Annotated in this window: 11 protein-coding genes; 9 read left to right on the forward strand and 2 right to left on the reverse strand. The window is 71.5% G+C overall.

Annotation, left to right across the window (positions count from 1 at the left end; genetic code table 11):
- Positions 1–27: 27 nt before the first annotated feature.
- The 9 genes from pstS to ACFU5O_RS28530 all read left to right on the forward strand — a co-directional run bounded on the left by pstS (position 28) and on the right by ACFU5O_RS28530 (position 13,291).
- The gene (gene pstS / locus ACFU5O_RS28490) at positions 28–1,767 is read left to right on the forward strand and encodes a phosphate ABC transporter substrate-binding protein PstS (RefSeq protein WP_384244878.1); all 1,740 of its coding nucleotides are present in this window, start codon (positions 28–30) and stop codon (positions 1,765–1,767) included.
- Complete coding sequence (locus tag ACFU5O_RS28495) at positions 1,764–4,340, forward strand: hypothetical protein (protein ID WP_384244880.1); 2,577 nt, start codon at positions 1,764–1,766, stop codon at positions 4,338–4,340. Before pstS ends, ACFU5O_RS28495 begins: the two co-directional genes overlap by 4 nt.
- Before the next feature lie 97 nt (positions 4,341–4,437).
- Complete coding sequence (locus ACFU5O_RS28500) at positions 4,438–5,436, forward strand: hypothetical protein (protein ID WP_384244881.1); 999 nt, start codon at positions 4,438–4,440, stop codon at positions 5,434–5,436.
- Between the two features lie 93 nt (positions 5,437–5,529).
- The gene (locus tag ACFU5O_RS28505; RefSeq protein ID WP_384244882.1) at positions 5,530–7,104 is read left to right on the forward strand and encodes an Ig-like domain repeat protein; all 1,575 of its coding nucleotides are present in this window, start codon (positions 5,530–5,532) and stop codon (positions 7,102–7,104) included.
- 125 nt (positions 7,105–7,229) lie between these two features.
- Positions 7,230–9,158, forward strand: coding sequence for a hypothetical protein (locus ACFU5O_RS28510; RefSeq protein ID WP_384244884.1), 1,929 nt, complete (start codon positions 7,230–7,232; stop codon positions 9,156–9,158).
- A gap of 55 nt (positions 9,159–9,213) precedes the next feature.
- Positions 9,214–10,119 (forward strand): hypothetical protein, encoded by a 906-nt coding sequence (locus tag ACFU5O_RS28515; RefSeq protein ID WP_384244885.1) that lies wholly within the window; start codon positions 9,214–9,216, stop codon positions 10,117–10,119.
- 17 nt (positions 10,120–10,136) lie between these two features.
- On the forward strand, positions 10,137–11,435 hold the full coding sequence (locus ACFU5O_RS28520) for an Ig-like domain-containing protein (RefSeq protein ID WP_384244886.1): 1,299 nt from the start codon (positions 10,137–10,139) through the stop codon (positions 11,433–11,435).
- Positions 11,432–12,403, forward strand: a complete 972-nt coding sequence (locus ACFU5O_RS28525) for a class E sortase (RefSeq protein ID WP_384244887.1) — start codon at positions 11,432–11,434, stop codon at positions 12,401–12,403. The genes ACFU5O_RS28520 and ACFU5O_RS28525 overlap by 4 nt, the downstream gene beginning before the upstream one ends.
- 87 nt (positions 12,404–12,490) lie before the next feature.
- Positions 12,491–13,291: a phosphate ABC transporter ATP-binding protein gene (locus tag ACFU5O_RS28530; protein ID WP_384245007.1), complete on the forward strand. Its 801-nt coding sequence runs from the start codon at positions 12,491–12,493 to the stop codon at positions 13,289–13,291.
- An 85-nt stretch (positions 13,292–13,376) separates the two neighbouring features.
- Here the strand turns inward: ACFU5O_RS28530 and mctP are convergent, their stop codons facing one another.
- Both mctP and ACFU5O_RS28540 read right to left on the reverse strand, forming a co-directional pair.
- On the reverse strand, positions 13,377–15,002 hold the full coding sequence (gene mctP, locus ACFU5O_RS28535; protein ID WP_384244888.1) for a monocarboxylate uptake permease MctP: 1,626 nt from the start codon (positions 15,000–15,002) through the stop codon (positions 13,377–13,379).
- Entirely contained in the window at positions 14,999–15,253 is a 255-nt protein-coding gene (locus ACFU5O_RS28540; protein ID WP_384244890.1) for a DUF3311 domain-containing protein, read from the reverse strand. The genes mctP and ACFU5O_RS28540 overlap by 4 nt, the downstream gene beginning before the upstream one ends.
- Positions 15,254–15,320 lie beyond the last annotated feature (67 nt).

The following is a 15,320-nucleotide window of genomic DNA, read 5'->3' on the forward strand; positions in this document are numbered from 1 at the left end:
CGATCGAACCGACCAGGAGTCTCTGCCATGCCCGGATCGCCTCCGGCACCCACAGCACGTATCCGCCCGAGGGTCGTGACCGTCATCGCCCTGCTGGCCGCCCTCCTGCTCGGCGCCACGATGCCGGGCGCCGAGCCCGCAGCCGCCGCGACCTACGTCCCGATCTCGGGTGCCGGATCCACCTGGAGCCAGAACGCCCTCGACCAGTGGCGGGCCAACGTCAAGCAGTACGGGATGACGGTGAACTACAACGGCACCGGTTCCTCCGACGGCCGCAACCAGTTCCGCAACGGCACCGTGGACTACGGCGTCTCCGAGATCCCGTACGGCATCAAGGACTCGGGCGTCGTCGACTCACCGCCGTCGCGCAAGTACGCCTACATGCCGATCGTCGCCGGCGGCACGTCGTTCATGTACAACCTCACGATCGGCAACAGGCGGGTGACCAACCTCCGGCTGTCCGGCGAGGTCGTCGCCAGGATCTTCACAGGGCAGATCAAGACCTGGAACGACCCTGCCATCAAGGCCGACAACCCCGCGCTCGCCGCCGCACTGCCCGCCCGCCGGGTGGTGCCCGTGGTGCGCTCCGACGGCTCCGGCACCACGGCGCAGTTCACGACCTGGCTGAGCAAGAAGCACCCGGGGCTGTGGGACGCCTACTGCCGCAGGGCGGGCCGGGGCACACCCTGCGGGGCGACGTCGAACTACCCGCTCGTACCGGGGAGCGGCTTCGTCGGCCAGTCGGGCTCGAACGGCGTGTCCGGCTACGTCGCCCAGGCGGGCAACGTCGGCACCATCACCTACGTCGAGTACTCCTACGCCGTGTACACCACCGGGTTCCCGGTGGCCAAGGTGCTGAACGAGGCCGGGTACTACACCGAGCCGACCGCGAAGAACGTGGCCGTGGCGCTCACGAAGGCGGAGATCGAGGAGAACGCCTCCTCACCCGCCTATCTCACCCAGAAGCTCGACCGCGTCTACAACGACCGTGACCCGCGGAGCTATCCGCTGTCGAGCTACAGCTACATGATCATCCCGACGAAGACGGAGTCCAACTTCAACGCCCAGAAGGGCAAGACGCTCGGCGCCTTCGCGTACTACTTCCTCTGCCAGGGGCAGCAGCACGTGGACAACCTCGGCTACTCACCGCTGCCGATCAACCTGGTGCAGGCCGGACTCAAGCAGGTCCGCCGGATTCCCGGTGTGGACGTCGAGTCGGTCGACATCAAGGACTGCCGCAACCCCACCTTCTCCGCCGACGGCACCAACACCCTGGTCAAGACCGCCCCCTATCCGCCCGCCTGTGACAAGAAGGGCACGGCGCAGTGCTCGACCGGCACGGGCGGCGCCAAGACCCCGACCACCGTCAACGGCGGTGGCGGCGGCTCGGCTTCGGGTGGTTCGGGCGGTTCCGGCGGCTCGTCCGGTTCCGCCCAGGGCGCCACCGGTGGCGGCGGATCCGGCGGACCGAACGCGGGCACGGGCGGCAAGGGTGCGGGCGGGACGCCGGCCGGCGCGGGCTCTGCCGGAGCCACGGGCGGTCCAGGCGGCGCCACGGTCGACCCGGACACCGGGCAGGTCGTCGGGGCGGGCGACGCGGCGGGCGGAGGCGGCAACGTCGACGCGTTCGCCGTACCCGTCACGACCTCGCAGAGCATCGGCAGCGGTACGCGGACCGCGCTGATGGCCGTCTCGGCCTTGCTGCTGCTCGCCGTGACCGTCGGACCCCCGCTGCTCAACAGGCGGCTGAAGCGGGGCCGGTCATGATCGCCGCACTCCGCCGGTTCGTCCGGGCGTCGTCCGTCGTCGCGGTCGTCCTGCTCGCGGTGATCGGCGCCGCGGCCCTGGCCCTGGCTCCCCGGCCGGCCGACGCCGCCGACCGGAGCGCCTCCGGAGCGGGGTCGGCGGCGACCGTCTCGGGCAAGGGGCCCTACGCGGGCCTGAAGGTGACCGTCAGCCAGACCCGCAACCTGGTCAACCAAGTGGTCAAGGTCTCCTGGACGGGCGGCGCCCCCACGGTCTCGGACACCACCTATGCGGCCAACTACCTGCAGGTCATGCAGTGCTGGGGGGACGAGGCCGGCGGACCGGACCCGGAACAGTGCCAGTTCGGCGGCACGTCCGCGCTGGGCGCGGGCGCCGGCAGCCAGGCCGCCGGCGCGTACACCAACACCCGGCAGCTCAACTACGGCGCCACCCTGAAGGACGAACACCAGACACTGCCCGGGCCGACCCCCACCGGCATCTCCTACATGCCGTTCAGGTCGGCCACCGGTGATGTGATCACGAAGGGGAACTGGAACGAGTTCTACGACGTGAACACCACCAACGAGGTCCCCTACGCCCGCAGCGGTCCCGACGGCAGGGGCGAGGTGTACTTCGAGACCCAGACCGCGCTCGAGGCGCCCGGTCTGGGGTGCGGCGAAGTGCCGAGAGGGGCGTCGGGCGCGACCGCGGGCCGGGCCTGCTGGCTGGTGGTCGTGCCGCGCGGCGAGACCGAGGTGAACGGCACCTCGTACACCTCCCGGCCGAGCGGGCTGCTGGAGTCCTCGCCCCTCAGCGCGAGCAACTGGCAGCACCGGCTCGTGGTGCCGCTGCGCTTCGAACCGATGGGCCGCTTCTGCCCGATCGGCGCCGACGAGCGGAGCACGCTCGGCAACGAGCTCGTCGCCGAGGCCGTCGCCCGCTGGCAGCCGGCCCTGTGCCAGTCCGCCGCCAGGACCATCTACGGCTATGCGCAGGTCACCGATGACACCGCCCGCGCCAAGCTCGTCTCTGGCAGGCCCGGAATGGTCTTCCTGGGCCGCCCGGCCACGGGCAGCCAGGTCCCCGCCGGTACGGACCCGGTGTACGCGCCCGTGGCACTGTCCGGTCTCACCCTCGGGTTCTTCATCGAGAGCCAGTCGGGCTTCAGCGCACCACCCGAGGTCAAGGCACGTGACGGGGCGCGGCTCACCTCGCTCGACCTCACCCCGAGGCTGGTCGCCAAGCTGCTCACCGAGTCGTACCAGGACGGCAATTCACGCTTCGCTCCCAGCACCGCCCGGAATCCGTTCAACCTGGCCCGCGACCCGGAGTTCCGCGCCGTCAACCCTGACTACCGGGACCTCGACTTCGCCGGAAACCTCGGCGACGCGCTCGTGCCCGAGGCGCTCTCCGACGCGGCCTGGCAGCTGTGGAACTGGGTGAACCAGGACCCGGCCGCCCGCGAGTTCCTGAACGGCACCGCCGACAACCAGGGCCGCCACGGCAGCGCCGCCTTCTCCGGGATGAAGGTCAACCCGCACTACCGGAACGTCAAGCTGCCGCGGCACGACTTCCCGAAGAGCGACCCGTTCTGCCAGCAGTTCGACGACCACCCCGACCACCCGCTGTGCATCCAGGACAAGCACCCCTACGCCGGCGACATGCACGCCGCCGCGCGCGCGGCCGCCCGAGGTGACACGCTCGCCCGGGCCACCTGGGACAACACGGCCACGCCGCCCGGCTACAAGAAGAACTCCCCGCAGCCCACGGGCAGGCGGGCCGTCCTCGCCCTGACCGACACCGCGACGGCGAGCCGCTACGGGCTGGTGACGGCGAAGCTCCGGAACGCCGCGGGCCGCTTCGTCGCCCCGGACACGCCCGGTCTACTCGCCGGCCAAGCGGCGATGAAGCCCACCGGCGTCGCCGGGGTGGTCGCCGCCGACCCGGCGGCCACGGCCGGCGGCGCCTATCCGCTCGCCCTGCTCACCTATGCCGCCACCGTGCCCGAGCAGCTGACCGAGCAGGAAGGCCAGGACTACGCGGCACTGCTGAGGTATGCGGCGGGCGCCGGGCAGCAGCCGGGCGTGGCCGCCGGAACCCTGCCGGAGGGTTACGCCCCGCTGCCGCAGAGCCTCCGGGCCCGTACCCGTGCGGCGGCAGACGCCATCGAGTCCCGCGCGGGCGGTTCGCCGGCCGGGCCGGGCCCCGGCGGCGCCCAGGGCGGTTCGACCGCGGGCGCGGGCCCGGAAACCTCCGGCGGCGCGGCAGCGGGCGGCGCGGACGCGAGCGGCGGTGGCACCGCGGCAGGAGGCCGGTCGGACGGTCCGGCCGGCGGCGACGGAGCGTCCCCGTCCACGACCGCGCGGCCGTCCGGCTCACCGTCCGCGGCGGCACCCGCGGCCTCCGACGGGCCGCTGCCCCGCACTCCGGCCTGGGCGCTCGGCGCTGTGCGCTACGCCCTCCTGATCGCCCTCGTCGTCGGGCTGGCCGCCGCGGCCGGCGGCCCCCTGCTGCCGAGGGTGGTGCCGCGGCTGTCGGCAGGCCTGTCGGCCTGGCGCGCCGGGAGCAAGTCGTCACGAAACCAAGGGGGGTGATGCCCGAAGCCGAATCGTCGACAGGTCCGCGCCAACGAACTGTCCGAACAACGCGCCGGGCACCACCCGGCGAAAGCCTATCCGAGAGGTAACGCACATGAACAAGAGGAAGACAGCCGTCGCCGTCGCCGGTATCGCCGGTCTGATCACCGGAACGGTCAGCGTCAGCCAGGCAGTTGCCGAGCCCTCCGGCCCGCCGCCCTACCGTCAGCTGTCCGGCGTGGGTTCCGACACCACGCAGGACGTGATGAACGGCCTCGCCAACGCGATCACCATCAACGGCACCAAGGTCATCGGTTCCTACGACGCCACCGGCTCGGCCCAGATCACCACCAAGGACCCCGCCGCCACCCCGGGCTGCACCATCAACCGCCCGAACGGGTCGGGCGCCGGCCGTACCGCGCTGCTGAACTCGCTGCAGGCGAACAACGGCTGTCTGGACTTCGCCCGCTCCTCCAGCCTCAATCTGGGCGCCGCGAACCCCGGGCTGACCTATGTCCCGTTCGCCGTGGACGCGGTGAGCTACGCGATCACGCCGACCAGCACCGTTCCGCGCAAGCTCTCCCTGAACGACCTCAAGTCGATCTACCACTGCGACCCCAACTACGTGGGCACCGCTCCCAACTTCAGCCTGAACGTGTACCTGCCGCAGGCCGGCTCCGGTACGCGCAGCTTCTGGGAGTCCACGATGGGCATCACCGATGCCGACGTGGTCGCGGGCGTCTACCCGTGCATCAAGGACGCCAAGGGCGGCGCACCCGTGCAGGAGCACGACGGCCGTGTCCTGGACGACAAGTCGATCGTCCCCTTCTCCATCGCGCAGTACAACTCGCAGTCCACGCAGACGATCGCCGACCTGCGCGGCCGCGCGATCCTCGGCACGATCGACGGTCTCGCGCCGACCACGCTCAACAGCAAGTTCGGTGTGAAGCGCGATGTCTACAACGTCATTCCGACCAGCAAGATCGCGACGGCGCCGTACAGCACCGTCTTCGTCGGGCCCGACGCCCTCATCTGCAAGCAGGAGGCCGTGATCAACACCTACGGCTTCGCGGCCAACGCCAACTGCGGTGACACCAGCAAGCAGACGCCCTGACGCCGCGCCTGACGCCTTGTAGTGCTTCGACCCCCCACTTCTGATCCATCGCTTTCGTCACTTTCGAATCCTTCCAAGAAGGAGAGCACGACTGTGTGGAAGAACACGCTCCCGCGGACCCTGGCGGGTGGGCTCGCGGGCCTGGTGGCCGTGCTGGCGGGCAGCCTGGTGCTGGCCCCCGCGGCGCACGCCGCCGACATCGGCACCGCCGCGGTCACCCCGGCGACGGGCACCGACACCTCCAGCATGACGCTGACCACCTCGGGCGCCTGCCCGGACAGCGCCACCAACATCATCGTCTCGGTCAAGGGCTCGGGCTTCCCGGCCGAGGGCCAGAACGTCGTCGGCAACTCGCCGATCGGCACCTATGGATCGACGCCGGAGGGCGGGCTCGTCATCCCGCTGTCCCAGACCATGCGTGACTACGCCAACACGGCCGGATTCAGCAATCTGACGGGCAAGTACAGCTTCCTCGTCACCTGCCGTACGGCCTTCAACGGCACGAGCCTCGGCGACTTCCCGGCCGCGGTCTGGTTCACGTCCAACACGGCCTACCAGAACACCGACCCGGCCGTGAAGACCGACACCACCACCTCGCTCGCGGTGTCCCCGGCCGCCCCGGCCACCCAGGGCACCCCGGTGACGCTGACCGCGACCGTGGCTCCCGCCGCGGCAGCGGGCACGGTGCAGTTCCGCGACAATGGCGCGGCGCTCGGCAACCCGGTGAACGTCTCCGGCGGCCAGGCCGCGCTCACCACCGCCGGCCTGGGCAAGGGCGACCACTCGCTGACGGCCGTCTTCACGCCGTCCGGCGCCGCCTACAACGGCTCCACGTCCACCGCCGTCGCCTACACGGTCAACGTCGCTCCGGCGACCGCGACCACGACCGCGCTGGCCGTCTCCCCGGCAGGCACTGCGGCGCAGTTCAGCCCGGTCAGCATGACGGCATCGGTGTCGCCTGCATCGGCGGCCGGTTCCGTCAAGTTCCAGGACACCGTGGGCGGTACGACCACGACGCTGGCCACGGTGCCGGTCGCCGCCGGTCAGGCCGCGTTCACCACCAGCAGCCTGGCGGCCGGTGACCACTCCTTCTCGGCAACCTTCGTCCCGTCGGACTCCGCCGCGTACCTCGGCTCCGACTCCGGTGCCGTCCCGTACGTGATCGGTGCCTTCGCCGGTGTCACCGCCTCGCAGGACATCACCACCACCGTCGAGGCGGGTGCGCTGGTCATCAGCGTCGACAACCCGCATGTCACCCTGCCCTCCCCGGTGCTCAACGCCAACGGTGACCTGCTGGCCACCAGCGGTGCGATCAACCCGGTCACCCTCACCGACACCCGCGCCGGAAACCCCGGCTGGTCGGTCAGCGGCCAGGTGACCGACTTCTCCGACGGCGGTACGCACAAGATCAACGGTCAGAACCTCGGCTGGACGCCGAAGGTGATCGACAAGGGTGCGTCCCAGACCGTCAACGCCGGTGCGGCGGTCGCCGCGGCCGGCGGTGTCGCCCCCGCCGACGCGGGCACGGCCGGACTCAAGTCCTCCCGTTCCCTCGCCACCGGTACCGGTCTGGGCACCGCCCATGTCGGGGCGGACCTGGCCCTCAACGCACCGACCTCGACCGTGGCCGGCACCTACACCGCCACGCTCACCCTCACCGCCATCTGACCCCGTCGGATGGTCCTGGGGCGGCACCACCCCCGGTACCGCCGCTCCGGGCCGGGACGGGCAGCGATGCCCGTCCCGGCCTCCCGCCCCGCCCGTCCTGCCCGCGCCCGATCGGACGACCTGACATGATCACCACCTCGGCCTCCCGTATCGCCGCCGTCCTCGCCGCCTGCCTCCTCGCCGTCCTCCCGGGCGCAGCCGTGGCCGCGCCGGCCGCCGCCCCGGCCCCGGCCGGCCGGCAGAGCGACGGCGGACAGGGCCGTACCACGTTCGGTGTCCAGCCGTCGGCGGCCAGGAAGGCCGACGCGCGACCGAACTTCTCGTACGGGGCGACCCCGGGCGTCGTCGTCAAGGACCACATCGCCGTCTTCAACTACGCCAACCGGCCGCTGACTCTGCGCGTGTACGCCGGTGACGCCTTCACCACCGCCGACGGGGGCTTCGACCTGTTCGCGGCGGGCCACAGGCCGACCGATGTGGGCGCCTGGGTGAAGCTCGGCAAGAACGTGCTGAGCGTGCCCCGCCGGTCCCATGTGATCGTCCCCTTCACCATGACCGTCCCGCGCAACGTCACCCCCGGTGACCACGTGGGTGGCATCGTCGCGTCGCTGTCCGCGGTGAGAACCGACAAGAAGGGCAACAAGGTCGCGGTCGACCAGCGGGTGGGGGCGCGGATCTATCTCCGGATCGCCGGGGAACTCAAGGCCCGACTCGCGGTGGAAGATCTGAGCACGGCGTACGACGGCACCGCCAACCCCTTCGGCAGCGGCTCCGCGACGGTGACGTACACCCTGCGCAACACCGGCAACGTCCGGCTGGCTGCCCGTCAGACGGTGAGCGTGCGCGATCTGTTCGGCGGCAGGGCCGAGGTGGCGAAGCCCCGTGACATCACCGAGCTGCTGCCCGGCGCCTCCCTGAAGATCACGGCCCCGGCCACCGACGTCCTCCCGGCCGTGCGGGACACCACCACGGTGACGGTCGACCCCCGGCCCGTACGCGGCGACGTCAACCACCGCATCCTGCCCCGGGTCACCCGGACCGAAGCGTTCCGGGCCGTGCCCTGGGCGCTGCTCGTCCTCCTGTCGGCCACCGCCGCGACGGTGGCCCTGCTGCTGGTACGCCGGCGCCGCCGGCGTGGACCGCGACCGGACAGGGGCCGGGCGGACCGGCTCCCGACGGTCTCCCGGTCGAAGCAGGCCGTCGGCCTGGCGGCGGTCCTGCTGGCCGCGGGCGCCGCCGTGGCGGGGACACCGGCCGACGCCGTCGCCGCCGCCGTGGCGCGGACACCGGCCGACGCCGTCGCCGCCGACGGGCGGGCGCAGAGGACGGGGGCGCTCGCGGTCACCCCGGCCAAGGGCAGCGACACCGAACCCATCACGCTCACCGCCGCCGGGCCCTGCCCCGCAGGGACCTCCCATGTCATCGCCCGCGTCCTCGGAGCGGGCTTCCCCAGTGACGGGCAGATCGTCGTCGGCAACGCGCCCCTCGCCACCTATCAGAAGGCACCGGGCGGTGGCCTCGCGATCCCGCTGACGTACACGATGCGGGACTATGCCGCCACCGCGGGATTCACCACGCTGCGCGGCACCTACACCTTCACGGTCAGCTGTCTCGAGAGCGCCTTCGACCTGACCGGCCTGCGGGACTTCACGGGATCGCTGCGGTTCACCGTGAAGGACGCCTACCGGGACGGCACGCGGGTCGCCGCCGTGGAGAAGGCCCCGGGCGCGCAGGCGCCGGGGCAGCCCAAGCAGCCCGTACCGCCGAGCGCGTCGGGGGGCGGTACGGGCGCAGGACCGGGAAGCGCGGCGGGTGCGGGCGGCGCCGCCGCGCCCACCGCCCCGGCCGACGGCTCCGGCACATCCACGCAGGGCCCGGCCGAGCCCGCTGCCGCGGCGGCCGGTGACGCGACGCGGAGCTCCAGCACCTCCCTCATCGCCTGGTCGGCGGCGGGATTCGGCCTCGCTCTCCTGGCGCTGCTCACCGGCGTCGCCCAGTGGGCACGCGGCCGCAGGTCACGCACCGCCGCGGACGGGTCCGGTCCGGGCGACTGAACACCACCGCCACCCCTCGATCCACTGCTTGATCCACTGCCAAGGAGAGAACACCGTGTCCTTCACACTCAAGGCCCGCATCCCGATGGCCCGGGCCACCGCCGTCCGGGTCGGAGCGCTTGTCGCGGCGTGCGGCGCCGCGGGACTGCTCGCGACGACCTCCGCGTACGCCGAGGCCGCCGGTTCGCTCGAGGTGACCCCTGCCACCGGCACGGATGTCAGCGGGATGCAGCTGACCACCTCGAAGGCATGCCCGGAGACGGCGACCAACATCATCGTCACGGTGAAGGGCTCGGGCTTCCCGGCCGAGGGCCAGAACGTCGTGAGCAACTCACCGATCAGCACGTACTCGAGCGCGCCGAGCGGGGGCATCGTCGTGCCGCTGACGCAGACGATGCGCGACTACGCCAACACGGCCGGCTTCTCCAAGCTGGAGGGACGCTACGACTTCACACTGACCTGCCGTACCGCCTTCAACGGCGCCAGCCTGGGCGACTTCGGCGCTCCGATCTGGTTCACCTCCAACACCGAGTACCGCAACACCGACCCCGCGGGCCCCGGTCCGACGCCGTCCGGCACCGCGACCACCTCGCCGACCGGAACCGCGTCGCCGACGGACACGGCGTCGCCGACCGACACCGCGTCACCGACCGACACGGCGAGCCCGACGGACACCGCGTCGCCCACCGACACGGCGTCGCCCACGGACACGGCGAGCCCGACGGACACCGCGCCGCCGACCGACACCACGACCACGGGCGGCAGCTCCCAGGGCATCACCACCGACGTCGCCGGAGGTTCGAGAGGCTCGGGCGGAGGCAAGGGCTCGCTGGCGGCCACCGGCGCCGACGCGGCCGTGCTGGGCGCCGTCTCGGCAGCCCTGGTCGCGGCGGGCGTCCTCGTCGTCCGGCGGGCCCGCAGGCGCGAGGAGTTCCCCGTCACCGACACCCCGAACATCTGAGCCGGGAAGAGGCACCGATGAAGTTCACGACTGCACGCCGTACCCTGTCGGCCGCCCTCGTGTCGCTGCTGACCGCCGGCGCGATCACGCTGGGTTCGGGCGGCGCCCGCGCCGATGTCCTCGGTTCGCTGGAGGTGGCCCCGGCCACCGGCACCGACACCAGCGGCATCACCCTGACCACCCCGGCTCCGTGCCCCGCAGAGGCGACCAACCTGATCGTCTCGGTGAAGGGTTCCGGCTTCCCGGCCGAAGGCCAGATCGTGGTGAGCAACTCGCCCGTCGACACCTACGCGTCCACCCCCGCCGGCGGCATCGTGGTGCCGCTGACGCAGACGATGCGGGACTACGCCAGCACGGCCGGCTTCACCACACTGCAGGGCCGTTACGACTTCACGCTGACCTGCCGGCCCGCGTTCGGCTCGTCGACGTACGGCGACTTCACCGCGCCCGTCTGGTTCACGTCCAACACCTCGTACCAGAGCACCGCGCCCGCCACCGCGACCGCGACCACCCTCGCGGGGGCGCCGGCGAGCCCGGTCGTCCAGGGCACGTCCGTGAAGCTGACCGCGACGGTCACCCCGGCCGACGCCGCGGGCACGGTGCGCTTCCTGGACGGGACGGCCCAGCTCGGCACCCCTGTCGCCGTCGCCGCGGGGAAGGCCACGCTCACCACCAGCACCCTGACCGTCGGCACGCACCCGGTGAAGGCGGTGTTCACGCCGGCCGATCCGGCGGCCTACGCCGCTTCCTCCTCCGCCGCCCTGCCGTACACGGTCAGGATCAAGCCCCCGGCGGTCACCACCGCCGCGAAGGTGACCGGTACCGCCAAGGTCGGCTCGACGGTCACCTGCGCCGTGACCTTCAGCGGGGCGGCCTCCGTCAAGTACGCATGGCTGCGCGACAACACCGTCATCAGCGGCGCGACCACGCGCACCCGTGCGCTCGTTGCCGCCGACCACCCGCACAGGACGGCCTGCCGGGCGACTGCGGCCAACAGCACGGGCACCACGACCTCCAGCAGCCCTGCCGTGTCCGTGGGCCTCGGCCCCGCTCTCCGGAACGGGACGAAGCCCTCGATCACCGGTACGGCCAAGGTGGGCTACCGCCAGACCGCCAAACCCGGCACCTGGACCCCGGCGGCCACTTCGTACAGCTACGTCTGGAAGCGTGACGGAAGGGTGATCCGCGGTGCCACGCGGGCCACCTACTACCCCACCGCGGCCGACCGGCGCCATCTCGTCACCGTCACCGTCACGGCGAAGCGCCCCGGCTACGCCCCCGGTTACGCCACCTCCGTGTCGCGGAGGATCGGATGACAGCACCGGGTGCCGTGGCGGACGCCCTGGCGCGGAACGACAGGCCGCCTTCCGGCGACGGGCCACCTGACCGTTCGTCACCCCCGGAGCCCGGCCGGGCGCATCGACCGCGCCCGGCCCCCGGCCCCGGACTGCGCGTCCTCGGTGCGGCCCTGAGCATTCTTGCCGCGCTGCTTCTCGGATTCGTCGTGGACGTCGGGTTCGTGGGCGACCTCCGGCACGCCCGCGACCGGCAGGTCGACTACGCGGACTTCCGGTCCGCCCTGGCCAACGGTGTCGCACCGGTCGGCAGATCCGCCGGCGGCGGTACGGCACCGGAGGCCGGCGAGCCGGTGGCGCTGCTGGAGATCCCCGCACTCCACCTGCGCGAGGTCGTCCGCGAGGGCACCACCGCCCAGGACCTGGCCAGGGGCTCCGGCCACCGCCGGGACACCCCCCTGCCGGGCCAGGCCGGAGTCAGCGTCGTCATGGGCCGTCAGGCCGCCTACGGGGGGCCCTTCCGGCATGTCGCCGAACTGAGCACCGGGGACAGGCTCACCGTGACCACGGGCCAGGGGAAGCACACGTACTCCGTCATCGGCCCGCGCCGGGCCGGGGACCCGCAGCCCCCGGCCCTCGCCGCGGGCCGGGGCCGCCTCACCCTCGTCACCGCGGAGGGCACGCCGTTCATGCCGCGCGGGATTCTGCGGGTGGACGCGGACCTGGTGTCGGACGTCCAGGCCGCTCCGCCGGCGGCCGTCGCGCCGGGCGCCCTGCCGGAGGAGGAGAAGCCGATGGCCGTGCAGCAGACGGCCTGGCTGCCGTTGGTGCTGTGGGGACAGGCCCTGGTGCTGGCCGCCGCGGCCCTCGCCTGGGCGCATGCGCGGTGGGGACGGCCGCACACATGGGTGGTGGGTGTGCCGCTGCTGGGCGCCCTCGGCCTGACGGTCGCCGACCAGGCGGCGCTGCTCCTCCCGAATCTGCTGTGACCGACCGTTTCCGCCGACCAAGGACATCCTGAGTAGGGACATGCCGTGACCGAACAGAGCACCCAGACCGAGACCCTGCCGCTACCGGTGCACGCCGATGCGCCCGGAGGCACCGGGGCCACCCTCGACGCCCGCCGGGTCTCCGCGTGGTTCAGCGACCACAAGGTCCTCGACCGTGTGTCGCTGACCATGCCGGCGAGCCTCGTCACGGCCCTCATCGGCCCGTCCGGATGCGGCAAGTCGACGTTCCTGCGGATCCTCAACCGCATGCACGAACTCGTCCCGTCCGCCTCGCTGGCCGGGGAGGTGCTGATCGACGGCCAGGACATCTATGCGACAGGGCAGCGGCTGACCGAGGCCCGGCGACGGATCGGCATGGTCTTCCAGAAGCCCAACCCGTTCCCGGCGATGTCCCTCTACGAGAACGTCACCGCCGGTCTGAAACTCACCGGAACACGGATGGGCGGCGCGTCGAAGGACGATCTCGTCGAGGAGTGCCTGACCAAGGCGGGACTCTGGAAGGAGGTCAGGGACCGCCTCCGTCAGCCAGGCGGAGCGCTCTCCGGCGGCCAGCAACAGCGTCTGTGCATCGCCCGCTCCCTCGCGGTACGCCCGGAGGTCCTGCTGATGGACGAGCCGTGCTCGGCCCTGGACCCCACCTCCACCCGCCGGATCGAGGAGACGATCCGCGAACTCGCCCACGAGGTGACGATCGTGATCGTCACCCACAACATGCAGCAGGCGGCCCGCGTCTCCGACCAGTGCGCCTTCTTCCTCGCGGAGCAGGGCACCCCGGGTGTGATCGTCGAGCACGGCCCCACGCAGGCGATGTTCTCGGCGCCCGGGGACCCGCGTACGGCGGACTACGTGGAGGGCCGCTTCGGCTAGGGCCCGATCCGGCCCGATGTACGAACAAACTCCGGCCGGCGCGGACTCGATGAGCCTGCGCCGGCCGGCGTCGACACCTCGCGGGTCAGTGGGTGGCGGCGGTCACCTTCGGGAGTTCGGGGGCGACGCCCGGATCGCCCGCGTCCGCCGTGTAGTCCTCCGGGGAGGTCTCGTCCACGCCGTCGGGAGCATTCAGTGCCTTGAGCACGAAGGTGAGGACGACCGTCACCACCACGTTGAGCACGAAGGCCGTCAGACCGATGTAGCCGATCTCCCCGATCCCGGGGATCTCCGCCGACGATCCGCCGAAGTGCTTCTGCGTCGGGCTCGCGACCCCGTACGCCGCGACCGTGCCGTAGAGCATGCCGACGGCCCAGCCCGCGAGCAGCGCCCAGCGGTGGAACCAGCGGGTGAAGAGGCCGCCGACGAGCGCCGGGAAGGTCTGGAGGATCCAGATGCCGCCCAGCAGCTGGAAGTTGATGGCGACCGTCTTGTCCATCGTCAGGACGAAGACCAGCGCACCCACCTTCACCAGCAGCGACACGAGCTTCGACACCTTGGTCTCCTGCGCCGGGGTCGCGTCGGGCTTCAGGAAGTCCTTGTAGATGTTCCGCGTGAACAGGTTGGCAGCCGCGATCGACATGATCGCCGCCGGGACCAGCGCGCCGATGCCGATGGCCGCGAAGGCCACACCCGCGAACCAGTCGGGGAACATGTTCTCGAACAGCTGCGGGATGGCCAGCTGACCGTTGGTCACCTTCACCCCGGCCGCGATCGCCATGAACCCGAGCAGTGCCAGCAGCCCCAGCATCAGCGAGTACAGCGGCAGGATGGTGGTGTTGCGCCGGATCACGTCACGGCTGCGCGAGGACAGCGTGGCCGTGACCGAGTGCGGGTACATGAACAGCGCGAGCGCCGAGCCGAGCGCGAGCGTTGCGTAACCCCACTGGCCCAGTTCCCCGGGCACCAGCGCGCCCCGGGGCTTGTCGGTCGCCGGGTTGATCTGCGCGTACGCGTCGCCCGCCTTGGCGAAGACTTCGTCGAAGCCGCCGAGCTTGATCGGGATGTAGATGATCGCGACGGCGATCACGATGTAGATCAGCGTGTCCTTGACGAAGGCGATCAGCGCCGGCGCTCGCAGACCGGACGAGTACGTGTACGCCGCGAGCACACCGAAGGCGATCAGCAGCGGCAGGTCCTTGATGAACCAGTTCGTGGTCTCGCCGCCGCCGACGCCCATGACGTCGAGCACCGCCTGGATGCCGACGAGCTGCAGCGCGATGTACGGCATCGTCGCCAGGATGCCGGTGACGGCGACCGCCAGCGACAGCCCCTTGGAACCGAACCGCCCGCGGACGAAGTCCGATGTCGTCACATAGCCGTGCTTGTGCGACACCGACCACAGCCGGGGCAGGAAGGTGAAGATCAGCGGATAGACGAGGATCGTGTACGGCACCGCGAAGAAGCCCGCCGCGCCCGCCGCGTAGATCGCCGCGGGTACGGCGACGAAGGTGTAGGCCGTATAGAGGTCACCGCCGAGCAGGAACCAGGTCACCCAGGTGCCGAACGACCGCCCGCCCAGGCCCCATTCGTCCAGGCTGTGCTCGTTCTCGGCCCTGCGCCAGCGGGAGGCCAGGAAGCCCATGACCGTGACGGCCAGGAAGAAGAAGATGAATACGGCGAGTGCGACGCCGTTCACGCCGTCCTTCACTTCGACGCCCCTTCCTTGCGGGCGCGCTGGTCACGCTGCCACAGCTGGTACGCGATCACCGTCAGCGTGGTCGAGACGATGACCCAGAGCATCTGGTACCAGTAGAAGAACGGGATCCCGACGAACGTCGGCTCGACCTTCGCGTACGAACTGACCCAGAGCATCGCCACGAACGGCGCGATCAGGCAGAGGGCCACCACCACCCGTACCGGGGTGAGGACCGGTTTTCTCTCTGCGGGTACTTCGGGCATGTGCGGCTCCGTCCCCTCGCTGATCAGCTGCGCTGATGTAAATGCGCACGAAATCTAAGCGACGGTT

The organism is Streptomyces sp. NPDC057445 (genome assembly GCF_042802855.1).
Taxonomy (GTDB): domain Bacteria; phylum Actinomycetota; class Actinomycetes; order Streptomycetales; family Streptomycetaceae; genus Streptomyces.